The organism is Bacillus sp. A01H (genome assembly GCF_045277205.1).
Classification (GTDB): Bacteria; Bacillota; Bacilli; order Bacillales; family Bacillaceae_G; genus Bacillus_A; species Bacillus_A paranthracis.
The window spans coordinates 5045951-5070775 of record NZ_CP117702.1; the positions used below are offsets into that span (position 1 = coordinate 5045951).

The following is a 24825-nucleotide window of genomic DNA, read 5'->3' on the forward strand; positions in this document are numbered from 1 at the left end:
GTTACAAGTTAACTAGCCTATAGTTTGACAGAAGATGTATAAGTTATTAACATGTCTGCTAACACATCTCTAAGTAGTTCTGGCATATAATATTGTTTGTCAGAAAGTGTGGATAGCTCTGGGTATAAGTAGCCAAATGTAAACATATCAATCGTTCCTACCGTATATATACGTTCTAATTCCAGCGATTCCCCGTTAATTAATACATCTTCGAGTAAAATTTTATTCCCAGGAATCGTATCTGGAATGACTTCTACACCAGCGTAAATCATTTTCCCCATTACTTTCCCCCGAAATCCAAACCCTTTTACCTCAAGGTTCTCCATATTCGGCCGACGTGCTTTCAAGATCACTTCTCTTAACGTTTTCCCCGGCACTTTTAATAGGCATGGATTAATTGGATGTGGACAAATTCTGTGAATATCTCCGCGCGTCACAACGCCTTCTTCTAATCCTTCAAGAAGTACACCAGCGTTCACCATGCCAATCTCTGCATCGCACCAGTTTTTCAACGCATTTGCTAACATGTGCGAAAATGCTGTCTCATGAAACCAATCAACCGGTAATGATTCCTTTAAATGAACAACAGGTTCTTCCATAATATGTTTACTTTCTTCCTGCAGCGCTTCAATTGTGGATAATGGTTTGTTATAAGCACCTAAACGTTCAGTCTTAATTGCTCTACCATCCTTTTTCAACAGCTTCTTCGTCTCTTTATCCACAGTAAGCTGAACGTGCCCAACGTAACGTCCCCACTTTTCACAACAACAAAGTAACGTATGATTCATAAGAACACCACGCTCAAATAAATGATGCGTATGTGCCCCTAAAATAACATCTATATCATAATGCTCCGCCATATGCTCATCCATACTTTTTCCAAGGTGAGAAAGGACAACCGTTATATGAGCCTCATCTCTCACTTCTTCTAAAATAGACTCTAAATGCTCAATTGGATCTTCAATATGCCAATCTAACATTTGATAAAACTCTGGATACGCAACCGTTAATCCGATAAAAGCAATCGTAATCCCATCTGTCGTTGTATGTAATTTATAAGGCTTTGCCCACTCTGGACGTACCCCTTCTTTTTCAAATAAATTTGCGACAAGCACCTCAAATCCAGCATCATCATATAGACGATTCAAATGCTCCTTCGCTAACGTAATTCCTTCATTATTTCCGATCGTTACATAATCATATAACGCCTCATTTAAAAGCTTCGTATTGCCAAGCCCATTCGTCGCTTCCGAAATACTATGAAAACGATCCACATGATCGCCGATATCTACAGTTAAAACAGTCTCTCCCGCTTCCTGTCTTCGCTTTTTCTCTCCTTGTACAAAGCGAGAAATTTGCGGCCAATTTTCAAAATGACTATGTATATCGTTTGTATGATAAAGGTGGATGATTGTTTCTTTATTTATATTCAGAGAAAAAACCTCCTCTCAGTTCCTTACTGCCATTTACGCTATGCGCACGCAATAATCCTGTAAATACTTTTCGTCTTTTCTTGCTATTTTACATTGTACTCGCATTGTGAGAAAAAGCAAAAGATTGTCCTTTTTATATGAGAAACTTTACTTTTTCCAGTCTGGGGATTTGTTGGTAGAGCGGGGATTTGTCAGAAAGTTCAACAGGAGATTCGCAGGTCTTTTTTCAATTGGATTCACCAGTGGATTTGTCAGTATCTTTGCCTTACTTCCAGTCGGTCCCCTTTCATATAAAATGTTGCAGGGTATATGAAGAATTTCTTTTGTCGTAATTTGTTGATAAGTCGATATTCCTTGTCGAATCGTCGATATATTGAAATAATCGCCGATATATTCCGAGTTGTGATCGATATATTTGAAAAATCGCTGATATATTTAGTCAGAAACCCACCTGGGTATCTCGGCTAACCCCACCCCAAGCCCAACTCACACAATAAAAAAAAGCGCCCTGCACAGCAGGGCGCTTCCTTTATATATTATCCAATAGAACCTTCCATCTCAAACTTGATTAGACGGTTCATTTCAACTGCGTATTCCATTGGAAGTTCGCGAGTGAATGGCTCGATGAAGCCCATTACGATCATTTCTGTAGCTTCTTGCTCAGAAATACCGCGGCTCATTAGGTAGAATAATTGTTCTTCTGATACTTTTGATACTTTCGCTTCGTGCTCAAGTGAAACGTAATCGTTTTTGATTTCGTTGTAAGGAATTGTATCAGATGTAGATTGGTTATCCATGATTAACGTGTCACACTCGATGTTAGAGCGAGAGTTTTTCGCTTTTGGTCCGAAGTGTACGATACCACGGTAAGTTACTTTACCACCATGCTTCGCAATCGATTTAGAAACGATTGTTGAAGACGTGTTTGGTGCTAAGTGAATCATTTTCGCACCAGCATCTTGGTGTTGGCCTTTACCAGCAATCGCGATAGATAATGTTAAACCACGAGCGCCTTCGCCTTTTAAGATAACTGCTGGGTATTTCATCGTTAATTTAGATCCGATGTTACCGTCAATCCATTCCATCGTTGCGTTTTCTTCACAAACCGCACGTTTTGTAACTAGGTTGTATACGTTGTTCGCCCAGTTTTGGATTGTTGTATAACGGCAATATGCATCTTTCTTAATGATGATTTCTACTACCGCACTGTGAAGTGAGTTAGTCGTGTAAACAGGTGCTGTACAACCTTCTACGTAGTGTACGTGTGCGCCTTCGTCTACGATGATAAGCGTACGCTCGAATTGTCCCATATTTTCAGAGTTAATACGGAAATACGCTTGAAGTGGTGTATCAACTTTAACACCTTTTGGAACGTAGATGAATGATCCACCAGACCAAACTGCAGAGTTTAATGCTGCGAATTTGTTGTCTGTCGGTGGGATTACTTTTCCGAAATGCTCACGGAAAATATCTTCGTTCTCTTTTAATGCGCTATCTGTATCTTTGAAGACGATTCCTAGAGCTTCTAGGTCTTCTTTCATGTTGTGGTATACAACTTCAGATTCGTACTGTGCAGATACACCAGCTAAATACTTTTGCTCAGCTTCTGGAATACCTAATTTATCAAATGTAGCTTTAATTTCATCAGGTACTTCATCCCAAGACTTCTCAGATTTCTCAGATGGTTTTACGTAGTACGTAATTTCATCGAAATCTAAGTCGTTTAAGTCGCCGCCCCATTGTGGCATTGGCATTTCATAGAACTTATCCAGTGATTTTAAACGGAAGTCTAACATCCACTGTGGTTCTTCTTTCATACGTGAAATCTCTTCAACGATCTCTTTTGTTAAACCGCGTCCAGCACGGAAAATCGAAACGTCTTTGTCTTTGAAACCATATTTATAATCGCCGATATCTGGCAGTTGCTTCGCCATGTTGGTGTGTCCCTCCTTAGATAACCTCGTTTTTAGGAACCTTTAACATTACTTATCTTCGTTTAAGCCCTTTTCTAACGCTTTCCACGCTAATGTTGCACATTTAATACGTGCAGGGAACTTGCATACGCCTTGTAATGCTTCAATATCTCCTAAATCGATGCTGTCATCGTACTCTTTTCCTAGCATCATGTCAGAGAAAATTTTAGAAAGCTGAAGTGCCTCTTCAATTTTCTTACCTTTTACTGCTTGTGTCATCATTGAAGCTGAAGACATTGAGATAGAACATCCTTCTCCTTCAAACTTCGCTTCTTGCACAATACCTTCTTCTACTTTCATCGTAAGTTGAATACGGTCGCCGCAAGTTGGATTGTTCAAGTTAACTGTAACACTATCTTCTAACACGCCATGGTTACGAGGATTTTTGTAATGATCCATAATAACTTGACGATATAACGTATCTAAATTATTAAATGACATTTGTGAAATACTCCTTTGTCTTGATTAGCGATTCAACAAATGTATCAATTTCTTCTTTTGTATTATATAAATAGAAGCTTGCACGTGCTGTTGAAGAAGCTTTCAGCCACTTCATAAGCGGTTGTGCACAGTGATGTCCTGCGCGAACCGCAATACCTTCTACATCTAATACTGTCGCTACATCATGAGGATGTACGTCTTCAATATTAAATGTAACAAGACCAGCGCGATGCTTTGGACCATAAATTGTAACGCCATCTACTTCTGATAGTCTTTCTAAAGCGTATTGCGCTAATTCATGCTCATGCTTTTCAATATTATCAAGACCGATTTCTTCTAGGAAATCAATTGCCGCACCAAGTCCGATTGCATTACCGATAATCGGCGTACCTGCTTCGAACTTCCACGGAAGCTCTTTCCAAGTAGATTCTTGTAAATCTACGAAATCAATCATTTCACCGCCAAATTCAATTGGCTCCATATTGTTTAGCAATTCTTTCTTACCATATAATACGCCGATACCTGTAGGGCCGCACATCTTATGAGCAGATAATGCGTAGAAATCACAGTTTAAATCTTGTACATCCACTTTCATATGAGGTGTACTTTGTGCACCGTCAACGACCATAATTGCGCCATTTTCATGTGCAATTGCTCCGATTTCTTTTACAGGGTTAATCGTTCCAAGTACGTTAGAAACATACATGATAGAAACGATTTTTGTATTCGGTGTAATTGTTTGACGAGCATCTTCTATTGAAATTGTCCCATCTGGTTGAAGCGGAAGATATTTTAAAGTTGCACCAGTTTTCTTCGCAACTTGCTGCCACGGAATGATGTTACTATGGTGCTCCATGTAAGAAATAACGATTTCATCGCCTTCTTTTACATTTTCAAGACCATAGCTAGCCGCTACTGTATTTAATGCAGTTGTTGTTCCGCGCGTGAAAATAATCTCTTCCATTGATTTCGCATTAATAAACTTGCGAACTTTCTCGCGTGCACCTTCATACGCGTCGGTAGCTTTCGTACCGAGCGTATGAACACCGCGATGCACATTAGAGTTATATTCTTTATAGTAACGTTCTAACGTTTCAATGACTTGAATTGGTTTTTGAGAAGTTGCTGCACTATCGAAATAAACAAGTTGTTTGCCGTTCACTTTTTGATCAAGAATTGGAAACTGTTTGCGTATTTCATGAATATTCATTAGCGAACTTTCCTTTCAATTACCTCAACAAGCTGTGCCTTTACTCCTTCAATTGGAAGCTCATTAACTACAGGTGCTAAGAATCCATGGATGACTAAACGTTCTGCTTCGCGTTTTGGAATACCACGGCTCATTAAGTAGTATAGTTGAGTTGGATCTACGCGACCTACTGAAGCTGCGTGACCTGCCATAACATCATCTTCGTCAATTAAAAGAATTGGGTTTGCATCACCGCGTGCTTTCTCATCTAACATAAGAACGCGAGAAGATTGTTGTGCATTTGATTTAGATGCACCGTGTTCAATCTTACCAATTCCGTTAAAGATAGATGTTGCACTATCTTTTTGTACACCGTGTTTTAAAATCCAACCTTCAGAGTGTTTACCGAAGTGAACAACTTTAGTTGTAAAGTTTTGTGTTTGGTTACCACGGCCAATTGTTACTGTTTTCGTATCAGCATATGAACCGTCGCCCATTAAGTTTGTAACGTTCTCTGAAATTGTGTTTCCGTCGTTCATAAGGCCTAGAGCCCAATCAACGCGGCCGTCGCGTCCAACAATACCGCGGCGGTTAACGTAAGTTGTTACGTCTTTTGCTAATAGATCAACCGCACCGAATTTCACTTGTGCGCCTTGTTCCACGATTACTTCTGCTACGATATTTGCAATACCTTTAGCATTTTCATTTGCAACGTAGTTTTCTACATAAGTTGCAGTACTGTTCGCATCAGCTACGAATAATACGTGGTTATATACGTTAGCTTCTTCGCCGTCTACTAAGAATACAGCTTGAAGTGGAGTTTCAAGAACAACGTTTTTCGGAACATATACGAATGCACCACCGTTGATTAATGCAGCATGAAGTGCAGTTAGACGATGCTCGTCTACCTTCACGCCGTCTTTCATTAAGTACTTTTGTACTAGTTCAGCATGCTCAGTTGCAGCTGTTACGATGTCTGTGAAAATAACACCTTTTTCTTTTGCTTCGTCTGCTAAAGAAACGAATGCAGTTGTACCAGTACGTTGCACTAATACACTGTTATTTTCATCGATTAAGTTTTTCACTGCTTCTGGAAGCTCTGTTAAAGAACTTACAGGCTCTTGCTTAGCAGCGTCGCCTTTTCCGATAAAGTCCCATTTGTCAATTTTCGTTTTATCAGGAGTTGGCATTGGAAGTTCAGTTGCTTGTGCAAGAGCTTGTAAGCGGAACTCAGTCAACCAAGCTGCTTCGTTTACTTCGCTTGCGCGTTGACGGATTGTTTCTTGATCGAAAGGTAATGTACCGATTGTCATGTTTATGCTCCTCTCTTACGCTTCTTGCTCTGTTGTTTCGTCTTCAATACCTAATTCTTTTTTAATCCAGTCGTAACCTTCAGCTTCTAGACGTTGTGCAAGCTCAGGTCCACCAGATTTAACGATACGACCGTTCATCATAACGTGAACGAAGTCTGGAGTGATGTAGTTTAATAAACGTTGGTAATGCGTAATCATTAGGCAACCGAAGTCTTCGCCGCGCATTTCGTTAATACCTTTAGATACAACTTTTAATGCATCGATATCAAGACCTGAGTCAATTTCGTCTAAGATTGCGATTTTTGGCTCAATCATCATTAATTGAAGAATTTCGTTACGTTTTTTCTCACCGCCAGAGAAACCTTCGTTTAAGTAACGTTGTGCCATTTCTGGATCCATTTCTAGGAATTCCATGTTTTTATCTAATTTACGGATAAATTTCATAAGAGAAATTTCATCGCCTTCTTCACGACGTGCGTTAATTGCAGAACGTAAGAAGTCAGCGTTTGTTACTCCGCTAATTTCACTTGGATATTGCATTGCTAGGAATAGACCTGCTTGTGCGCGCTCATCTACTTCCATTTCTAATACATCTTCACCGTCGATGATGATGCTACCTTCTGTTACTTCATATTTTGGGTGACCCATAATTGCAGAAGATAAAGTTGATTTACCTGTTCCGTTAGGTCCCATAATTGCGTGGATTTCTCCACCTTTTACTTCAAGGTTTACACCTTTTAAAATTTCTTTGCCATCAATTGATACGTGTAAGTCTTTAACCGTTAATGTAGAACCAGCCATCTCAATACCTCCATTAATCCTATATATACATTTTAAAAATTCCTAAAACGTTCATATTCTCATTTTATTCTCATTCTAATTTTATATCAAATAAAATGATATCGCAAACGACGAAAAAAAGTAACAATTTTTTCACAAATGTATATAAGTATTTCCTTCACATCTTTCTATGATACACCTTTCTTCTTATTTATATAAAGAAAAAAGGACTGGTAATTTTCCAGTCCTTTCCTTATATTTATTCACTTACCGGAAGTACAGCACCTTTATATTCTTTATTAATAAAATCTTGAATTTCTTTTGAATGCAGTACTTCTACTAGCTCTTTAATTTCTTTTTTCTTCTCGTCACCTTTACGAACTGCAATAATATTTGCATACGGAGAGTCTGATCCTTCAATCGCAATCGCATCCTTTGTTGGATTTAATTTTGCGTCAATTGCATAGTTTGAATTAATAAATAATGCATCACCTTCATTATTTTCATATAACTTTGGTGAAAGCCCAGGCTCTACATCTGTTTTAAACTTTAAGTTTTTCGGATTTTCTACAACATCTTTTACTGTTGCTTTCACAACATCTACTCCGTCTTTTAGTTTAATAACGCCGCCTTTTTGTAACAGTGCTAGCATACGGCCACGCTCCGCTACGTTATTACTCATAATCACTGTCCCGCCATCTGGTAAGTCTTTTAAGCTTTTATATTTCTTTGAATAAATACCCATTGGCTCTAAATGAATTTTTCCCGCGTTTACAATTTTATATCCTTTTTCTTGGATTTCTTTATCTAAATAAGGAATGTGTTGGAAGTAGTTCGCATCAATTTCCTTATCCGCTAACGCTTTATTTGGCAACACATAATCTTGGAATTTTTTAATTTCTAATTTAATTCCCTTTTTCTCTAATATCGGCTGTGCCTTTTCTAAAATAACAGCGTGCGGTACGTTAGAAGCTCCCACAACAAGCTTATTCTCCTCTTTCCCTCCGCAAGCAGCTAATGTAAATACAGACAACGCTGTAACAACTGACAATAGAATCTTTTTCATATGATGTCCCCTTCTCCCGTATAATTATGTAGTTATAAAAAAGGCTGGCATACACCAGCCCTTTTACAGCAATTATTCTTTTACAGGAACAACTGCCCCTTTATATTCTTTATTAATGAAGTCTTCGATTTCTTTAGAATGTAATACTTCTACAAGAGCTTTAATCTCTTTCTTATCTTTATCGCCTTTACGAACAGCTACTACGTTTGCGTATGGTGAATCATTACTTTCAATTGCAATTGCATCTTTTTCTGGGTTTAACTTCGCATCAATTGCATAGTTCGAGTTAATTAAAACCGCGTCGCCTTCTTTATTGTTATACACCTGTGGTAATAAACCAGGCTCAATATCTGTTTTGAATTTCAAGTTTTTCGGGTTATCCGCAATATCTTTTGGAGTTGCTTTAACTGGATCCACCCCATCTTTAATTTTTAAAATGCCTTCTTTTTGTAAAATTGCTAAACCACGTCCATGATCAGCAACTGAATTACTCATAATAATTGTCGCTCCGTCTGGAAGTTCTTTTAAGCTCTTATATTTTTGAGAATATACACCAATCGGTTCTAAATGAATTTTTCCTGCTACTTCAAAATCATATTTTTTATCTTTCATTTCTTTTTCTAAATACGGAATGTGCTGGAAGTAGTTTGCATCTAAATCCTTATCCGCTAACGATTTATTTGGTAATACGTAGTCTTGGAATTTTTTCACTTCTAATTCAATTCCTTTTTTCTCAAGTAACGGTTTTGCCTTTTCTAAAATTTCAGCGTGCGGTACGTTAGAAGCACCAACAACTAGTTTCTTTTCATCGTTATCTTTCCCGCCACAAGCAGCTAACCCAAAAATTGAAGTTGAAATAAGTGCTGTCAGTAATAATTTTTTCATTTGAAACATCCTCCCGTTTTTTATTATCGTTTATCTATTCGAGTCGTTACACGATCACCAATCCATTGAATGAAAAATACAACTAGTAATACACAAATTGTCGCAACAATTGTTACGTCGTTATTTCCTCGTTGGAATCCTTCTAAATAAGCAAGTGTTCCAAGGCCACCAGCACCAACAACTCCCGCCATTGCTGTATAGCCTACTAAAGCAATTGTCGTAACCGTAATACCAGATACTAATGCTGGTAACGATTCTGGAATTAACACCTTCAAAATAATTGTGCTTGTTTTTGCTCCCATCGCTTTTGAAGCTTCAATTACACCTTTATCAATTTCACGAAGGGCGATTTCAACCATTCTCGCGTAAAACGGTGCCGCTCCAATAATTAAAGCTGGAAGTGCTGCACTCGCTCCAAGAATTGTTCCAAGCAGAATCTTTGTGAATGGGATTAATAAAATGATTAAAATAATGAACGGTATCGAGCGGAAAATGTTTACGAACGCTCCAATCGCCGTGTTAACCGCTTTGTTTTCCCATAAATTATCTTTCGCTGTCATAAAGAGTAACAATCCTAAAATGAGTCCTAAAACAAATGTGGCAAGAGCTGCGATTGCCGTCATATATAACGTTTCACCCGTTGCTTCTAACATTTGATTCCAATCAACATTTGTGAGTAATTTATCCATGTGCAATCACCTCCAGCTCTACTTGATCTTGATGTATTCCCTCTATTGCTTGCTGAATCGCTGTTTCCTCACCATTTAAATGAACAACTAAACTACCGTAAGAGCCGTTATTCGTTTGTGCAATATTTCCTTGCAAAATGCTAACTTCTATATCACTGCGCTGCATTAACCTTTGAAGTACTGGTCTTTCTACCGCTTCACCGATAAACTGCAAACGAATTACTTTTCCATCTGGATATTTTTCAATTAAACTTTCAATCGTTTCATTTGTATCTTCAGAATCCGTTAACTGCTGTACAAATCGTTTCGTAATGTCTTGCTGCGGATTACGGAACACATCAAGTACTGGACCTGTTTCTACAATCTTTCCTTTCTCCATTACCGCAACGCGATTACAAATCTTTCGAATTACGTGCATCTCGTGTGTAATGAGTACAATCGTTAAACCGAGACGTTTATTAATATCTAATAATAGATCTAAAATTTGATCTGTCGTTTCTGGATCAAGAGCTGACGTTGCTTCATCACATAAAAGTACTTGCGGATTGTTAGCTAACGCTCTTGCAATCCCAACGCGTTGCTTTTGTCCTCCGCTCAGCTGAGATGGGTACGCGTCTCCTCTTCCTTCTAATCCAACAAGATGAATTAGCTCATCAACGCGTTTTCTTCTCTTCGCCTTATCAACACCTGCAATTTCAAGTGGGAACTCAATATTTTCACGTACAGTTCGTGACCAAAGTAAGTTGAAGTGTTGAAAAATCATTCCGATCTCTTGTCTTGCCTTACGAAGTTCGCTTCCTGTAATCGCTGAAATGACGCGATTGGCAATTGTAATTTGACCTGAAGTTGGTTTCTCCAACTGATTGAATAATCGAATTAAAGAACTTTTTCCAGCGCCACTATATCCGATAACACCAAATATTTCACCTTTCTCTATTTTTAAATTGGCATTATCTACAGCAGTGACATCACCGCTTTTTGCTTTATATATTTTCTTTACATTCTCTAATAGAATCATGGTGTATCACCCCTTTTTTGTTTAGGTCGACTCCGCAATTTTTTATTTTTGATGCGTGTAGTCTACCGTTCTCATTACTTTTATTATTTGAATGTCCTCCACATTCAAACAACAAAAAAACCTTTCCGCTTTAGAGAAGCAGAAAGGTTTATATGCGTATATAACAACATTATCCCTCTCTCTCATCTCTCAAAGCATTTGCTTTGCAGGAATTGGCACCATTTCAACATAAGTTGACGGTTGCCGGGCTTCACAGGGCACAGTCCCTCCACCTCTCTTGATAAGAGAAATCAGATTACATTTTCGTCTGATTTGTAATTTATGAAATTGTCTATATTTTATGAATTGAATTGTATCAATATCCACACACCATGTCAACAGAAATTTTTGTAAAAAACGAAACTTCAGAATTTTAAGCGCCCACTGACATCGGTTTACATATATGAAACATCGATTCAATTAATAACATCGTTCGATACGTTCCCGAATATTGTATACGTCCATCGTTCATTAACGTTTGCAATCGTACATTGCCATTCACCAATTGTTTTACATCTTCTTCATCTACACAAACGATTTGCTCCGTTCCTCTTTCTTCTTTCAACAGTTCTATATAATCTCTTGAAATTTGTAACGAACAACTTTCATCTCCAAAGCGGAAATTAACAGTTTTTTCTCCTTGTCTTAAAAGCGGCTCTAAATGATATTGACCATTAGCGTAATTTACAAATGATTGAAGCAAAGAATATAATTTCACTCTAAATCACATCCTTCATATCACTTTCTATTACACATACCATTCCCTCTCACTCAAGAGCAATCCTGTTACTTTCGCTCGACAAATACTGTAACCACCCTGCATCTCGACATATTTCCCAAGAAATATGTCGAGGCGGCAAAAACTTTGCCGCCTACTTTAATTCCGTATATAAATATTCAACCGAATGAAATGCATATATCTTCTTCATGAGTGTCCCATTTTCAAAAACAAGTAAACACGGTACACTTTCAATTCCATACTCTTTCGCGAAATGCGGAGCATAATTTAAATCTAACATCCCAATTTTCAAATCTTCAATTGTCATCTCAACGACTGTTAACATCTTTTTTGCTAATTGGCATGTTCCACACATTGGAGTATATACATATAACACTGTTTTTTCTTCGTTCTCTATTAGGGCTGTAGCTTCGGCTCCTGTCCAATCAATCACTTCTATCATTCCTTACCGTAAATATTCTGTATAAACGTCAATGTCAGCTCCCCATAATACATTTGCTAAGTGTGAAGATGGCGCTGTTGCCACTTCCCGGTACGAGCGATCAATATAAATATGCTCTGCTTGCGGAAATTCTTTTCGAAACTGTTTCCTTAACTTTTCTCCAGCATCATCAGCATCCACTAGCACATACACTTCCTTATCAAAAAACTGATCAACGAGCTCATCCATTTTCGACAAACCAATTGTACCATTTGTACAAACAATTTCCACCGGTTCCCGAATAATAGATTCAATCTTTCTTCTATCTGATGTACCTTCTACAATAATGACTTTTTCTACATAAATCATATGTCATCACCCGATCACCATATACTATACAACCTTTAACTTAGTATATAGTATATTCGTTATTTTCATGTTGTTTCCTGTTTATTTTTGCAAAAGAAAAGCGCAAGCGGCTCGTTCAGATTGTGAGGGGGATGGAGCTTCTGACGTAAAGGCGCTTTTTGCCTTGCAGGAAGAAGCGAAGCCACCGAACAATCTAGCCGCTGAAGCTGGATCATAGTGAAAAGCGGAACCGACTGTTTAGCCCTGTTGGCTAAGGTTCTTTCACACAGAAGACGCTTTTTGTCTTCTCGTGCGGAAGGTTCTTAGACATGAAGGGCTAGGAGGTGGAGCTAGACAATGAAAAGCGCAAGCGGCTCGTTCAGATTACAAAGCCCCATGAAACCTTATCGAAAAACATTCATTCCCATAATAGCTTATTCATTTGCGCTCGTTTTTAAATGCATTATGTAACACAAAATAAAAAAGGACAGCACAAAGGCTGTCCTTCAGTCGACTATAATTAGTCTTGGTTTGTCATTTCTGCATATTTTTCAGCAGTTAATAACTTCTCAACTTGGCTTGCATCAGAAAGTTCAACTTTAACCATCCATGCACCCTCGTATGGAGATTCGTTAACAAGTTCTGGTTGGTCACTTAATTCTTCGTTTACTGCTACAACTTTACCGCTTACAGGTGCGTATAATTCAGAAACTGTTTTAACAGATTCTACGCTTCCGAATGGCTCGTCAGCTTCGATTGTTGCACCTACTTCTGGAAGTTCAACGAATACGATATCGCCTAGCTCACTTTGTGCAAAGTGAGTAATACCGATAACAACTTCATTACCTTCAGTTTTTACCCATTCGTGTTCTTCAGAGTAACGTAAATTATTTGGAATGCTCATGACTGTACCTCCAGTGAATGTATTAATTATGTAAAAATACCTTATTGGTACTTTTTCCACACACTTTCAAACTGCTCTTCGTTAAAACCAAGTGTTACCTTCGTTCCATCTGTTACAATTGGACGTTTAATCAACATGCCATCAGATGCTAAAAGCTCGTACATTTCGTCTTCACTTGCATCTTTTAACTTATCTTTCAGACCAAGTTCACGGTAACGCATTCCACTTGTATTAAAGAATTTTTTTAATGGTAATTCACTTTTTTCATGTAAATTACGTAAATCTTCTTTTGATGGTGGATTTTCAACAATATGAATCATCTCATATGCTACATCGTTTGCCTCAAACCATTTCTTTGCTTTTTGACATGTGCCACACTTTGGATATGAATAAAATGTTACTGTCATAAATTCACCTACTTTTTTACTAACCTTTACCTTTATCATATAGAAAACGTTTTATTATTTCAAACGATTATTCGCTAAACTTTTACTTATTTCGTGATAATTTTTAATAATCCTGCAAATTTTTCTTATTTTTCCGCCATTTGTTAAGGAAAAATAAATATATAAATTTTTTTAGATTCTTCTCTTATCACTCTCCGAACATATATCTTAAACAAACGTTTGATTAACTCCCCTTTTTTCTTTGTTAACCCTTGAGCTGTATCGCTTTCTTCCTACCGAACATACATCTTAAACAAACGTTTGATTAATTTCCTTTTTTCTTTATTAACCCTTGAGCTGCATCGTTTTCTTCCTGCCGAACATACATCTTAAACAAACGTTTATTTAACCAGTTCAGCCTATAGTCACAAAACCCGGAAACACTTTACATGACAAAGGCGTACAGATGAAAGGAACTAACGATTTTGACCGTAGTAGTGAGCCCATAAAAAAGTTATTAAGCCTATCATCAATAAAGCAAAAGTAACTGCTCCTGAGAATATGAAATTCAAATTACTGACTGAAATATAAAAAGAAGTGCCCTTGCTTAGAAACAGGAGCACTTCTTTTTTATCATCAATCTAAAGGTAAACGTATCCTTTATTAAAGCAGAAATGTATACTTTTCTACTTTTTCGTAGTTTATTTAAACTCTTTGCGGAATCGCCACTAGCTTATTTACATCATTATCGTTAGCTGAGGTTAATTATATTTTTCTACGTACTACATAAAAAGCTAAGGAACCCATAATAATAGGTGCAACTAAACTAGAAGCATATGCACTAGTAATAGTAAAAAGAGAGAGTATAAATATATAGATAAGAGATAGTCCAATAAATACAGGAATTCCAACTCGAAACTTCCTACATTGTTTTATGTTCCTGTATAACACTTCTCCAATTAGGCAAGCTACAAGATCTAATACACTACCAAATATGATGAGAATTACAATAAATCCAACTATGTTAGGTAAACCATTCTCGTTAGAATAACTAGGATCCGAAATATACGGTATTAAGAACCATATAATAGTAAAAGTAAGCAGGCTTGCAGCATAACTAATTAAAAATTCCCTCAACGTAATCATCCCCATAAATTTCTAATATTATCTTCATTGTATGGCATAATGCTCTATCATTGATAGCAAGACTACCATCCACAAAATTGCTAATTGCATGAAATAAAAAAGACGCATTTAAATAGATGCGTCTTTTGGCGATGTTTCTTTTGTGAAATCATATAAAGCAATTGCGCCTAAAATAACCAATATACTTTCAGGGGCATCTAACAAAATAGTTCTCCAAGTTTCTGATACTGCCCATTTAATACCTGCCGCTGATTCAAGATATGTTTGAAAATAACTGATTGTAAAATCAATTACAAATAAACATACAAGTAATGTTAGACCGAATCGAATTAATTTCTTATTTTTAAACATGTAACACCTCTCAAAATTCATTGGATATTTCTAATTTTAGTTCATTACATATAAAAATCTCTATATTTAATTTTAACATACAAAAATTCCAAATAAATACAATATGCATATTTGCATATTTCGTGTATATTGAGGAATTACTGTTAATAAAAAAGCCCTACTAGTAACCTCATAAAAATGGAATCATTTGAACCATTATATAACCAATTCCTGAATGCAAAATAAAGGAGAAACCTTGTTTACAGGCTTCTTCCTCATCTATTCAAATAATCTGCAATTGTTTGAAATACGACGATATACATATTATGAATACTTTCTTCTGTATTTCCGCCATTAGATAAACCAACTGCCCATTGTTGTCCTTCACCACTTCCGATATTTGCAAACCCTTGCGTATACATCGCATTTACATCTTTTCGGGCACTGTTATACTCTATCCCTTTTGTAATAAAAATCGAATATGATTTATCTTGTAAACCGATAAAAAATACTGGTTTCTTTAGTGATGAAAATACATTTTTATATTGCTCTGTTGAGGCTTCTTGAAAGTGATCTTTCATTATTAGAAAACCATCTACTTCCTTAGATTTCTTTTCCAGTTCCTCTAACTTTATTTCCTCAAACTTTACATTCCTAAACGTATCTTTCGGTTTTTCTCCAACAACTCCAATTACGAGTGCTCTTCCGTTATATTCTAATTTCTCTCCTTCTTTATCCTTTGCACACCCAGCACCGACTAGGCATATGAATATAAAAACTAAGAAATACGATAAACGCTTCATTTAGCACCCTCCCCTTCTTTTCAGTCAAGTGACAAAAACGTAAGGTTCATTCAAGAAAATGTAAGTAAAATCGATAGCCCAAATTGCGTTTCTATATTATAATCAATTGAATTTACTTACATTACTAAACATAGGAGATTATCATGAAGAAATTTAAACTTTCATCTTTTCTTCCGTTAAGTTATATACTTCTACTCGTACTCGTAAGTCCCCTTTACGATGTATTAAATAAATCGACTGTACACGCAGTAGATGTCACAACTGTAGTAGATGATTGGATTCCATTTGTGAAAGCATTTATTATTCCTTATTTAATTTGGTTTCCTTACTTATACGGCGCACTTATTTATTACTGCTTTGCAGATCGAAAACAATATTATGTCACTTTAAGTAGTATCATTCTTGGAAAACTTGCTTGTTTTTCTATTTATTATTTTTGGCAAACAACTGTACCACGTCCAACCGTCGTTGGAACAGACGTATTTTCCGAACTAGTCCGCTATATTTATAGTATCGATCAACCGGTGAACTGTTTCCCTAGCATTCACGTTCTTACTACCTTTATCATTATGTTAGCTGCCTTTAGACGTAGAGAACAACATGCTTTTGAATATTACATTCTTACCTTCTTCGGTACGCTTATTATTTTATCAACGCTATTTACGAAGCAACACGCATTTGTAGACGCCATTTCTGGAATGACGCTTGCAAGCATACTCTACTTCGGCGTTCAGCTTTTATTAGCAAAAGAAACCGTACGTGTTCCAGTAAAACAAAATCATAAAATGTAAAAAGCAGACTGTGGCTTCTCAGTCTGCTTTTCTCTATATAAAAGGAGATTTTCAAGTTAAGATTGCGGTACAGTCATATCACCAGAGTGAATACGACCTGCTTTTTTAAGAGCAATGTAAAGTATATAAGAAACAGCTACTGGAATGACGATATAAGTGATTACCATCGCTGGGACAACTTCCCATCCTTCGCTGGAAATTAAATTAATTGGTGCGATAAGAGAACTTAATCCAAGACCTGCAATTTCTTTTCCTGCTTCCAGTTGGAAAATTAATGCGGATACTGGACCAACTATCGCACTGGCGACGACAGTTGGGACGAGAATCATTGGATTTTTAGTGATATTTGGCAACTGTACTTTCGGAGTACAAAGTGCTTGAGCTAATATGCCACCTAAATTATTTTCTTTCGCTGAGATGACAGAGAATCCGATAAACTGAGCAACGCAGCCTGCAAGAGCAGCACCACCTGCAACACCATCTAAGCTAAGTGCGATCGCTAACGCAGCTGATGAAGCTGGAGAGATAAGTAATAGTCCCCAAACGACTGCAATGACGATAGAAGCGATAAACGGGCTACCAGCTGAACTATCTTTAATGAATGCTCCAACTGCATTTAAAACAGGAGTAATATTATGAGATAACCAAATACCGACTAAACCAGAACCTAATATTTCCGCAAATGGAACGAGCATCATATCTAACGCAGTTTTTCCACTTAAACGTTTACCAATATATACAGCTAAAGTCGCTGTTAATAATGCACCGATTGGCTCACCTGTTTTAATAATTAGACCTGCTTCAGTAATTGAAATGGATCCGGCACCAATCGCTCCAGCTACCATAGCTGAGAAGATTACAAGACCGTTTGCACCGAGCATAAAAGCAATTCCGGCACCAATGGCTGGTGCCATAAGTGATTTTGCAACAACTCCGATTGTAATAAGCAACGGAATATCAACAATTCTTCCTATATTTTCGATTAGTAAACCAATTCCAAGGGATACGAAAATACCTTGTGCGATTCCAGCTGATGCTTTAAATACACGAGACATTATATATTCCTTCATTTGTTTCACCTTCTCCTATAAGTTAGTAGCCAATTGTTTTAATATAATCACGTAAAATGTCGTTTGATTTTGCGAATCGAGATTCTTCATCCTCCGTTAAATTTAGTTCTACAATTTCTCTTATACCATCTCTAGTAATAATAGCTGGCACTCCTGTACAAATATCATATTCACCATACTCACCATCTAAAATAGCTGATACAGCAATGACACGGTGATCATCGTTAAAGATTGAGTTTGCAATATATGCTAGAGAATTTCCGATTCCGTAATAAGTAGTACCTTTTCGTTTATAAATTTCCCATCCGGCTTTCGCAGTCTTCTCAACGATTTCATCTAAATCTATTTCACCAAATCGTTCTTTTTGTTCTTCTAATATTTGCAGAATTGGTTTTCCACCAACAGTTACGTGTGACCAAGCAACCATTTGAGAATCACCATGTTCTCCTAATGAATACCCATGAATACTACGAGGATCTACATGTAACATTTCAGATAAAATTGTTCGTAAGCGAGAAGAATCTAGTGATGTACCAGTACCGATCACATGATTTCTAGGTAATCCAGATAATTTCCACACTTGATATGTAATAATATCAACTGGGTTTGATGCAAGTAAGAAAATACCATCAAATCCACTTTCCATTACGCCGCCAACAACACTTTCCATAATCTTTGCGCTTGCTCCTAAAGTATCTAAGCGACTTTGTCCTGGCTTTGGTGCTGGTCCTGCTGTAATAATAACGATGTCCATATCTTTGCAGTCTTCATAGCTTCCTGCATATACTTTTGTTCTTGTATTTGTAAAGTTAATGCAGTGTGATAAATCCATTGCTTCCCCAACTGCACGTTCATGATTTATATCAATTAATAATAGCTCTTCGCAAATGCCTTGATTGACAATGGAATATGCACAACTTGATCCAACTAATCCAGTACCGATAATTGCAATTTTTCTTGTATGTCTTTTCATAGCAATCTCTCCTAATTGATCATATAATCTATTTCTTTTGTTCCTTACACTCCTAATTATAGAGGTTCCCACGATAGAAACCATGGATACTTTGTGAAATATTGAGCAAAGTTTTTGTCCTTTTTGTGAATTGTTATATTCCATTTTCGTCATATTTGTTACAACTGGAAAAATATTTATTATGTATTTATTGACATATACAAAAAGAAAACGAGCGAATAGATTCGCTCGTTTTCTTTTTCCTGTTATTCCGCACTTAATTGGCTTTTTAATTGCTGTACAATCATCGGATTTGCAGGTGCTGCCGGTTTGTAATAACTCTTTTGCTTTGCATACTCATACATATTACGTTGGCGCATTTCATCTTGATTACGAATTTGGATTAACGTTTGGTGTAACTGTTCATTATCAGACTGAGCAATATAATTTGCATAACTTGTTAAACTTGCATTTAATCCTGCTAAATAATCATTTACCATATCTTTTTCATTCATCTTTCGCTTCCTCCTATCCTAAGAAAGTCATTAATTGTTGTTTCGTATTTCGTGCATCTTGCGCATCTTTTTGTAGCATTTGTTTCAGTTGTGGATCCGTACACGTCTGTGCATACTGCTCCAACTTGTTAATAATTGTTGCGTGTCCACCAATTAAATGACGTAAGTTTTCTACTTCAAGCTCTGTTAAGTTTTGCATAGGATACTCCTACCTTTCTTCTTTCATTCTTCTTTAGTATTCTGTTCTTTTTAAATCGTATTCATGAAAAAGCCTTCTTACATTTCACATCTATTTATAAATACAGAAAAATGTTATAATTACAGAAAAATACAAATTTTCAAAAGGTCACCTTACACTAACGATAGTATCTCAAAACAAATCATAGTAGGTAGGTGTGCTTATGCAAAAATATTTTAAAATTATCTTCTTAATGGTTTATGCAATTCTGTATATAAAATTGTTGATTGATATATTAACTTTAAAGCCATTACTCACTTCTATTCCTTTACATATGTTATTTCTCATTTGTTTTTTATTCATTGCGCTTAACAACTATAAAAACCGTAATACTACATTTTTCTTAGTATTTATTAGTGCAACTCTATTAGTAAGTATTAGTTTCATTAAACGTATTCTTATATAAAGGAGCAATAAAACATGAAAACACATGACTTCCTTACAGAAATCCAGAAGGGCTCTAAGCCTAGTCCATATCAAGATCCTATCGTATTCAGTTTCGTTTGCTTTTTCTTAGCCATATACACATTTTTCAAACCTGCAAAATAATATCATTTAACAAAAAAGAGCCTCTAAACCACTAGAGGCTCTTTCTCATCTAATATCTTCTTTTCAAAACTACGATAGTTAAAGCATAAGAACAAAGTACTCCTGCTAATAAAAATGCATTTGCTAATTTATACTGTTCGCCTGTTAACGAATATAGATTCCCGATTAAAAAGATAACTAAAAAATCACTTCTAAGGTTTTTGGTTGCCTCGCTTCTTATTCACTCTCTCATTCCACGTAATCCGTTAATAAACGTTTCCAACAATACATGTAAACTCGTATCCAGATCTAACGGCAAACCAAATCCACCCTGCTGTTCAATCGACGCAAATCCGTGACAAATGCTTCTAAATCCACGTGTCGCATGAAGTGCATTCTCCCCTTCTAAGCCATACTGTTGTAAAACTTGAAGACAAAGCTTTACAATTCCGTCGCCTGCTTTTCTTACTTCTTCATCTCGTAAAAAGGTTGCTTCATATAGTCCAGGATGTTTGCGTACGAATGCTACATACGCTTCTCCTAAAGCATGAATTGCTTCATCCATCCGTTTACCCTCGGCCGCTTCTTCCAGTTTGTTATACAGCTGTTTGATTCCGTAAATACCAAGATGTTTCCGTACATCTTGTAACCCTTTTACATGATTATATAGTGAGGGAGAACGTATCCCTAACCTTTGCGCTAATGAAGCTAACGTTACTTCTTGTATTCCATTTGCATCTGCTATTTCTGCTGCTGTTTCTACAATTTTCGGTAATGTAAGTCCGATTCTCGGTGACATAAATTACCCCTCTTTTCTACTTTCTATATTTCGCTTCGCTTCCTTAATAGCAAGCTCTATAATAGCACCTGGATCCTTTATCATTTTCCCATGTCCTGCCGCAAGTAAGGAAGGCTCATATTCTCTTAACTTCTCTGCACTTTGTAATGATATTTCTTTACTCCACGTTGCCATCGCAGGAAACGGAAACCAAAATTTCATTTGTCCCGAAACAGCCGTACCTCCTCTTGTTTGAAATGCATCCCCAACAATAAGAGCTTTATTTCTTATATCAAGAAACGACATGGAGCCCGGTGTATGTCCCGGTGTCACAATAGCAAGCAGCGATCCAACTCGGTCACCATCTTCTAATAAAATATCAGGTACCGTTTTTATCTTTTTAGGTACACCGCCTTTTATTGGCGTATTTGGTTCATCCTTTTGTAACGTCGTATCTCCTTCTAACAGCTTTGCGTCCCGCTTAGAAATATAGACTGGAACATGAGGAATTACTTCCTTTAATGCGTCTAATGCACCGATGTGATCATCATGCGCATGTGTTAATACAATCTTAGTAATTGGTTTCCCTATTTTCTCAGCCGCCTGCAAGATCCCTTTTGCGCTATATGGTAAAGCAGCATCAATTAAAGTTAAACCATCTTCTTCCTCCACAAAGTAACAATTCACAGGAAACACTCTTGGCAAAAATGACAATTGATATACCGTTTTTTCATGCATCATTCTCATATTCCCATCTCCCTCTTCACGAAAACTAACACTATTAGTTTTATTATACTAATGGTATTAGTTTTATGTCACTAAAAATTTCATTTTTTCAGAAAAAAGAACAGTAGCCGTATAAACGACTACTGTTCTTTAAAGGTATTAAACTGTATAACGCTCATCTTCTAAAATTTTCGCAGCGATTTCACGTTTCTTCGGAATTACGTTAAGTGGTGTGTGGCGAGTTAATTTACGTAATGATGATAACATCATGCGCAGCATGTCGCCGTTTTCAACTGCGATAAGTGTTTCTTTCGCATGTGCTTCAATTTCGTTGAATGCTTCTTGGCAGAATACTTCAGTGTATAACACTTTTTGTTTATTCTTTTCAAGACCAGTTGTTTTAATTGCTTTTTCTGTACGAAGAACAGCTGATTCCATTGCGTATAAGTTGCTTACGATGTCAGCGATATTCACAAGAATTTCTTGCTCTTTATCTAATGCTTTACCGTATTTTTGAGCAGCTAATCCAGCTACCATTAAGCCGATTTTCTTCGCGTTATTTACTAAATATTTTTGAAGTGCTAATGGCTCATCGCCTACTTCTTCTGGCATCATCATCATTAACTCTTCTTGTAATTTTTGTGCTTTTTGAAGAAGTGGTAATTCACCTTTCATCGCTTTACGTAAGAACGTACCTGGTACGATTAGGCGGTTAATTTCATTCGTTCCTTCGAAAATACGGTTAATACGAGAATCACGGTACATTCTTTCAATCTCGTACTCTGCCATAAATCCGTAACCACCGTGAATTTGAACACCTTCATCTACTGTATAGTCTAGTACTTCAGAACCGAATACTTTGTTTAAAGAGCACTCGATTGCATATTCAGCGATAGAAGCTGCTACTGCTTTACCGTCTTTTACTTCTTCTTCAGATAATGTGCTCATTCGGCTTTCGAATAAGCCTACTGTACGATATACAGAGCTTTCAGCTGCATATGTTTTTGCTGCCATATTCGCAAGTTTCTCTTGAATTAATGGGAAACGAGCGATTGGTTGCTTGAACTGTTGACGTTGGTTTGCATATTGTGCTGAAATTTCTACTGCACGTTTCGCAGACCCAACTGTACCAACACCTAATTTATAACGACCAATATTTAAAATGTTGAATGCGATAATATGACCTTTACCGATTTCACCAAGTAAGTTTTCTTTCGGTACTAACGCATCTTCTAAAATTAACGTACGAGTTGACGAACATTTAATACCCATTTTCTTTTCTTCTGGGCTTGTAGATACACCAGCGTAGTCTTTCTCTACGATAAATGCTGAGAAGTGCTCTCCATCAATTTTTGCGTATACGATAAATACGTCAGCGAATGCAGAGTTTGTAATCCACTGTTTTTCACCATTTAATACGTAATGTGTACCTTCTGCATTTAAACGTGCCGTTGTTTTTGCACCTAATGCGTCAGATCCTGAACCTGGCTCTGTTAATGCGTATGCAGCTAATTTTTCACCAGTTGCAAGTAATGGTAAATACTTTTTCTTTTGCTCTTCGTTACCGAATAACACGATTGGTAAAGATCCGATACCTACGTGAGCACCGTGAGTAATTGCAAAACCACCAGCGCGAGAGAATTTCTCTGCGATTAACGCTGAGCTTACTTTATCAAGACCAATTCCGCCGTACTCTTCTGGTACGTCAGCGCCTAATAAACCAAGTTCCCCAGCTTCTTTTAAAAGACGAACAGAACGATCAAACTCATGTTGCTCTAAATATTCAAGCTCTGGAAGAACTTCATTTACGATAAAGTCCTCTGTCGTTTTTGCAATCATTTTATGCTCAGATGAAAAATCTTCTGGCGTAAACACTTGATCAATCGTAATCTCATCTACTAAAAAGCTACCGCCTTTAACCGCACTTCCTACTGTTTTTTCCATGAAAATTTCCTCCTTCATATTTTCATAAGCCGCTTCTCTCATTTTGAAAGAAGCTGGCTCTCCCGTTTATTTTTTATAAACCTTTGTTGCTTCCATTCTTTGCATTGGTGACGTCTCGTTGTGAGCGAGGCAAAGAGCGCCTCTACGTCTGAAGCTCCATCCCCCTCACATTCTGAACGAGCCGCTTCCACTTTTTTTATAGTAATTCAAATACTCCCGCTGCTCCCATTCCGCCGCCGATACACATTGTTACGATACCGAATTGTTCGTTGCGGCGTTTCATTTCGTGAATAAGAGATAGTGTTAGTTTTGCTCCTGTACAGCCAAGTGGATGTCCAAGTGCGATTGCACCGCCGTTTACGTTTACTTTTTCTTCATCTAAACCAAGTTCACGAATAACTTGGATCGATTGTGAAGCGAATGCTTCATTTAGTTCAAATAGGCCGATATCAGATAGCTCTAAGCCAGCTAATTTTAATGCTTTCGGAATTGCTGCGATTGGGCCGATTCCCATTACTTCTGGTGGTACACCCGCTACTGCAAATGAACGGAATTTCGCAAGTGGCTTCATGCCATCGCTCACTGCTTTTTCACGATCCATCAATAGTACAGATGCTGCACCGTCACTCATTTGTGAAGAATTACCAGCTGTTACAGAACCGCGAACGTTAAATGCTGGACGTAATTTACCTAAAATATCTAGCGTCGTTTCAGCTCTTACACCTTCGTCTTGCGTGAAAGTGATTGTTTCTTCTTGCAGTTTGTTATTTGCTCCAACAGTACGTAACGTTACATCTACAGGTACTGTTTCATCAGCAAAGTTTCCTGCAGCTAATGCTTTCGCAGCGCGTTGATGACTTCTTACTGCAAATGCATCTTGCTCTTCACGAGAAATTCCATATTTCACAGCAACTTGCTCTGCTGTATGTCCCATACCCATATAATATTCTGGAGCTGCTTCTACAAGGCGACTATTCGGACGAACAACGTGCCCCATCATGGGAACTAAACTCATTGATTCCGCTCCGCCTGATAATACCGCTTCCGAGTGACCAAGCATAATGCGCTCTGCTCCGTAAGCGATACTTTGTAAACCTGAAGAACAGTAACGGTTAATTGTAATAGCTGGAACATCGTAAGAAAGTCCTGCTAATCCGCCGATATTACGAGCCATATTTAAACCTTGCTCTGCTTCTGGCATCGCACAACCGAAAATTAAATCATCGATTGGCCCTTCATAATTCGCACGCTTTAACGTTTCCTTTACTACTAACGCCCCTAAATCGTCAGGACGAACTGTTTTTAATGAACCCCTCTTTGCTTTTCCAATTGGTGTTCTTGCTCCCGCAACAATGACAGCTTCTCTCATGAACGATATCT

Annotated in this window: 27 protein-coding genes and 1 riboswitch; of the genes, 1 reads left to right on the top strand and 26 read right to left on the bottom strand. The window is 37.2% G+C overall.

The features are described from left to right. Positions 1 to 17 precede the first annotated feature (17 nt). The 18 genes from PSR14_RS26970 to PSR14_RS27055 all read right to left on the bottom strand — a co-directional run bounded on the left by PSR14_RS26970 (position 18) and on the right by PSR14_RS27055 (position 15903). Entirely contained in the window at positions 18 to 1433 is a 1416-nt protein-coding gene (locus PSR14_RS26970; protein ID WP_218952492.1) for a bifunctional UDP-sugar hydrolase/5'-nucleotidase, read from the bottom strand. A 536-nt stretch (positions 1434 to 1969) separates the two neighbouring features. Continuing rightward, positions 1970 to 3367, bottom strand: coding sequence for a Fe-S cluster assembly protein SufB (gene sufB / locus PSR14_RS26975; protein ID WP_001118823.1), 1398 nt, complete (start codon positions 3365 to 3367; stop codon positions 1970 to 1972). Between the two features lie 48 nt (positions 3368 to 3415). After that, positions 3416 to 3847 (bottom strand): Fe-S cluster assembly sulfur transfer protein SufU, encoded by a 432-nt coding sequence (sufU, locus tag PSR14_RS26980; protein WP_000009523.1) that lies wholly within the window; start codon positions 3845 to 3847, stop codon positions 3416 to 3418. Then, on the bottom strand, positions 3837 to 5057 hold the full coding sequence (gene sufS, locus PSR14_RS26985) for a cysteine desulfurase SufS (protein ID WP_001020761.1): 1221 nt from the start codon (positions 5055 to 5057) through the stop codon (positions 3837 to 3839). The genes sufU and sufS overlap by 11 nt, the downstream gene beginning before the upstream one ends. Then, a complete protein-coding gene (gene sufD, locus PSR14_RS26990) occupies positions 5057 to 6349 on the bottom strand; it encodes a Fe-S cluster assembly protein SufD (protein WP_000152165.1) in 1293 nt (430 codons plus the stop codon). Before sufD ends, sufS begins: the two co-directional genes overlap by 1 nt. 15 nt (positions 6350 to 6364) lie before the next feature. Continuing rightward, positions 6365 to 7150 carry a Fe-S cluster assembly ATPase SufC gene (gene sufC / locus PSR14_RS26995; RefSeq protein WP_000929157.1) on the bottom strand — a complete coding sequence of 262 codons (786 nt, stop codon included), beginning with the start codon at positions 7148 to 7150 and terminating at the stop codon, positions 6365 to 6367. Positions 7151 to 7388: 238 nt separating this feature from the next. After that, positions 7389 to 8195 carry a methionine ABC transporter substrate-binding lipoprotein MetQ gene (gene metQ / locus PSR14_RS27000; protein ID WP_000722401.1) on the bottom strand — a complete coding sequence of 269 codons (807 nt, stop codon included), beginning with the start codon at positions 8193 to 8195 and terminating at the stop codon, positions 7389 to 7391. A gap of 72 nt (positions 8196 to 8267) precedes the next feature. Continuing rightward, the gene (gene metQ, locus PSR14_RS27005; RefSeq protein WP_000735115.1) at positions 8268 to 9080 is read right to left on the bottom strand and encodes a methionine ABC transporter substrate-binding lipoprotein MetQ; all 813 of its coding nucleotides are present in this window, start codon (positions 9078 to 9080) and stop codon (positions 8268 to 8270) included. Between the two features lie 23 nt (positions 9081 to 9103). Next, entirely contained in the window at positions 9104 to 9769 is a 666-nt protein-coding gene (locus tag PSR14_RS27010) for a methionine ABC transporter permease (protein ID WP_000359556.1), read from the bottom strand. After that, positions 9762 to 10787: a methionine ABC transporter ATP-binding protein gene (locus PSR14_RS27015; protein ID WP_000601776.1), complete on the bottom strand. Its 1026-nt coding sequence runs from the start codon at positions 10785 to 10787 to the stop codon at positions 9762 to 9764. Before PSR14_RS27015 ends, PSR14_RS27010 begins: the two co-directional genes overlap by 8 nt. Before the next feature lie 179 nt (positions 10788 to 10966). Continuing rightward, a riboswitch (SAM riboswitch) is annotated at positions 10967 to 11074 on the bottom strand. Between the two features lie 125 nt (positions 11075 to 11199). Then, a complete protein-coding gene (locus tag PSR14_RS27020; protein WP_048557138.1) occupies positions 11200 to 11544 on the bottom strand; it encodes a hypothetical protein in 345 nt (114 codons plus the stop codon). Positions 11545 to 11698: 154 nt separating this feature from the next. Continuing rightward, a complete protein-coding gene (locus PSR14_RS27025; RefSeq protein ID WP_001998544.1) occupies positions 11699 to 12007 on the bottom strand; it encodes a thioredoxin family protein in 309 nt (102 codons plus the stop codon). 3 nt (positions 12008 to 12010) lie between these two features. Beyond that, positions 12011 to 12355, bottom strand: coding sequence for a toprim domain-containing protein (locus PSR14_RS27030; RefSeq protein ID WP_000640869.1), 345 nt, complete (start codon positions 12353 to 12355; stop codon positions 12011 to 12013). 499 nt (positions 12356 to 12854) lie between these two features. Then, a complete protein-coding gene (gcvH, locus tag PSR14_RS27035; RefSeq protein WP_000026900.1) occupies positions 12855 to 13238 on the bottom strand; it encodes a glycine cleavage system protein GcvH in 384 nt (127 codons plus the stop codon). Between the two features lie 41 nt (positions 13239 to 13279). Further along, positions 13280 to 13645 (bottom strand): arsenate reductase family protein, encoded by a 366-nt coding sequence (locus tag PSR14_RS27040; RefSeq protein WP_000218967.1) that lies wholly within the window; start codon positions 13643 to 13645, stop codon positions 13280 to 13282. 744 nt (positions 13646 to 14389) lie between these two features. Continuing rightward, complete coding sequence (locus tag PSR14_RS27045) at positions 14390 to 14761, bottom strand: hypothetical protein (RefSeq protein ID WP_001206595.1); 372 nt, start codon at positions 14759 to 14761, stop codon at positions 14390 to 14392. A gap of 117 nt (positions 14762 to 14878) precedes the next feature. Next, entirely contained in the window at positions 14879 to 15121 is a 243-nt protein-coding gene (locus PSR14_RS27050; RefSeq protein ID WP_000475829.1) for a DUF3937 family protein, read from the bottom strand. 254 nt (positions 15122 to 15375) lie between these two features. Further along, positions 15376 to 15903: a hypothetical protein gene (locus PSR14_RS27055; RefSeq protein ID WP_000826892.1), complete on the bottom strand. Its 528-nt coding sequence runs from the start codon at positions 15901 to 15903 to the stop codon at positions 15376 to 15378. 143 nt (positions 15904 to 16046) lie between these two features. Here PSR14_RS27055 and PSR14_RS27060 point away from each other — a divergent pair, with 143 nt between their 5' ends. Further along, entirely contained in the window at positions 16047 to 16694 is a 648-nt protein-coding gene (locus PSR14_RS27060; protein WP_000713754.1) for a phosphatase PAP2 family protein, read from the top strand. A 56-nt stretch (positions 16695 to 16750) separates the two neighbouring features. On the opposite strand, the gene PSR14_RS27065 is transcribed toward PSR14_RS27060, so the two are convergent. From PSR14_RS27065 to PSR14_RS27100, 8 genes are all read right to left on the bottom strand, one after another. Continuing rightward, complete coding sequence (locus PSR14_RS27065; RefSeq protein ID WP_098487339.1) at positions 16751 to 17764, bottom strand: PTS transporter subunit IIC; 1014 nt, start codon at positions 17762 to 17764, stop codon at positions 16751 to 16753. A 22-nt stretch (positions 17765 to 17786) separates the two neighbouring features. Continuing rightward, positions 17787 to 18737: an L-lactate dehydrogenase gene (locus tag PSR14_RS27070; protein ID WP_000820654.1), complete on the bottom strand. Its 951-nt coding sequence runs from the start codon at positions 18735 to 18737 to the stop codon at positions 17787 to 17789. Between the two features lie 245 nt (positions 18738 to 18982). After that, positions 18983 to 19231, bottom strand: a complete 249-nt coding sequence (locus tag PSR14_RS27075; RefSeq protein WP_001002987.1) for a spore coat protein — start codon at positions 19229 to 19231, stop codon at positions 18983 to 18985. 13 nt (positions 19232 to 19244) lie between these two features. Then, positions 19245 to 19430, bottom strand: coding sequence for a hypothetical protein (locus PSR14_RS27080; RefSeq protein ID WP_001180555.1), 186 nt, complete (start codon positions 19428 to 19430; stop codon positions 19245 to 19247). 808 nt (positions 19431 to 20238) lie between these two features. Then, entirely contained in the window at positions 20239 to 20796 is a 558-nt protein-coding gene (locus PSR14_RS27085) for a TetR/AcrR family transcriptional regulator (protein ID WP_098487340.1), read from the bottom strand. A gap of 3 nt (positions 20797 to 20799) precedes the next feature. Beyond that, positions 20800 to 21522 (bottom strand): MBL fold metallo-hydrolase, encoded by a 723-nt coding sequence (locus PSR14_RS27090; RefSeq protein WP_001242587.1) that lies wholly within the window; start codon positions 21520 to 21522, stop codon positions 20800 to 20802. A 138-nt stretch (positions 21523 to 21660) separates the two neighbouring features. After that, positions 21661 to 23445: an acyl-CoA dehydrogenase family protein gene (locus PSR14_RS27095; protein WP_000416296.1), complete on the bottom strand. Its 1785-nt coding sequence runs from the start codon at positions 23443 to 23445 to the stop codon at positions 21661 to 21663. A 196-nt stretch (positions 23446 to 23641) separates the two neighbouring features. Further along, a complete protein-coding gene (locus PSR14_RS27100; protein ID WP_001206325.1) occupies positions 23642 to 24814 on the bottom strand; it encodes an acetyl-CoA C-acetyltransferase in 1173 nt (390 codons plus the stop codon). Positions 24815 to 24825: the final 11 nt, after the last annotated feature.

What these genes read in the sequence shown, in the direction of transcription:
- sufB (WP_001118823.1), bottom strand. Translation starts at nt 3,367, where the DNA reads ATGGCGAAGCAACTGCCAGATATCGGCGATTATAAATATGGTTTCAAA.
- sufU (WP_000009523.1), bottom strand. Translation starts at nt 3,847, where the DNA reads ATGTCATTTAATAATTTAGATACGTTATATCGTCAAGTTATTATGGAT.
- sufS (WP_001020761.1), bottom strand. Translation starts at nt 5,057, where the DNA reads ATGAATATTCATGAAATACGCAAACAGTTTCCAATTCTTGATCAAAAA.
- sufD (WP_000152165.1), bottom strand. Translation starts at nt 6,349, where the DNA reads ATGACAATCGGTACATTACCTTTCGATCAAGAAACAATCCGTCAACGC.
- sufC (WP_000929157.1), bottom strand. Translation starts at nt 7,150, where the DNA reads ATGGCTGGTTCTACATTAACGGTTAAAGACTTACACGTATCAATTGAT.
- metQ (WP_000722401.1), bottom strand. Translation starts at nt 8,195, where the DNA reads ATGAAAAAGATTCTATTGTCAGTTGTTACAGCGTTGTCTGTATTTACA.
- metQ (WP_000735115.1), bottom strand. Translation starts at nt 9,080, where the DNA reads ATGAAAAAATTATTACTGACAGCACTTATTTCAACTTCAATTTTTGGG.
- PSR14_RS27010 (WP_000359556.1), bottom strand. Translation starts at nt 9,769, where the DNA reads ATGGATAAATTACTCACAAATGTTGATTGGAATCAAATGTTAGAAGCA.
- PSR14_RS27015 (WP_000601776.1), bottom strand. Translation starts at nt 10,787, where the DNA reads ATGATTCTATTAGAGAATGTAAAGAAAATATATAAAGCAAAAAGCGGT.
- PSR14_RS27025 (WP_001998544.1), bottom strand. Translation starts at nt 12,007, where the DNA reads ATGATAGAAGTGATTGATTGGACAGGAGCCGAAGCTACAGCCCTAATA.
- PSR14_RS27030 (WP_000640869.1), bottom strand. Translation starts at nt 12,355, where the DNA reads ATGATTTATGTAGAAAAAGTCATTATTGTAGAAGGTACATCAGATAGA.
- gcvH (WP_000026900.1), bottom strand. Translation starts at nt 13,238, where the DNA reads ATGAGCATTCCAAATAATTTACGTTACTCTGAAGAACACGAATGGGTA.
- PSR14_RS27040 (WP_000218967.1), bottom strand. Translation starts at nt 13,645, where the DNA reads ATGACAGTAACATTTTATTCATATCCAAAGTGTGGCACATGTCAAAAA.
- PSR14_RS27050 (WP_000475829.1), bottom strand. Translation starts at nt 15,121, where the DNA reads ATGTTTAAAAATAAGAAATTAATTCGATTCGGTCTAACATTACTTGTA.
- PSR14_RS27055 (WP_000826892.1), bottom strand. Translation starts at nt 15,903, where the DNA reads ATGAAGCGTTTATCGTATTTCTTAGTTTTTATATTCATATGCCTAGTC.
- PSR14_RS27060 (WP_000713754.1), top strand. Translation starts at nt 16,047, where the DNA reads ATGAAGAAATTTAAACTTTCATCTTTTCTTCCGTTAAGTTATATACTT.
- PSR14_RS27065 (WP_098487339.1), bottom strand. Translation starts at nt 17,764, where the DNA reads ATGAAGGAATATATAATGTCTCGTGTATTTAAAGCATCAGCTGGAATC.
- PSR14_RS27070 (WP_000820654.1), bottom strand. Translation starts at nt 18,737, where the DNA reads ATGAAAAGACATACAAGAAAAATTGCAATTATCGGTACTGGATTAGTT.
- PSR14_RS27075 (WP_001002987.1), bottom strand. Translation starts at nt 19,231, where the DNA reads ATGAATGAAAAAGATATGGTAAATGATTATTTAGCAGGATTAAATGCA.
- PSR14_RS27080 (WP_001180555.1), bottom strand. Translation starts at nt 19,430, where the DNA reads ATGCAAAACTTAACAGAGCTTGAAGTAGAAAACTTACGTCATTTAATT.
- PSR14_RS27085 (WP_098487340.1), bottom strand. Translation starts at nt 20,796, where the DNA reads ATGTCACCGAGAATCGGACTTACATTACCGAAAATTGTAGAAACAGCA.
- PSR14_RS27090 (WP_001242587.1), bottom strand. Translation starts at nt 21,522, where the DNA reads ATGAGAATGATGCATGAAAAAACGGTATATCAATTGTCATTTTTGCCA.
- PSR14_RS27095 (WP_000416296.1), bottom strand. Translation starts at nt 23,445, where the DNA reads ATGGAAAAAACAGTAGGAAGTGCGGTTAAAGGCGGTAGCTTTTTAGTA.
- PSR14_RS27100 (WP_001206325.1), bottom strand. Translation starts at nt 24,814, where the DNA reads ATGAGAGAAGCTGTCATTGTTGCGGGAGCAAGAACACCAATTGGAAAA.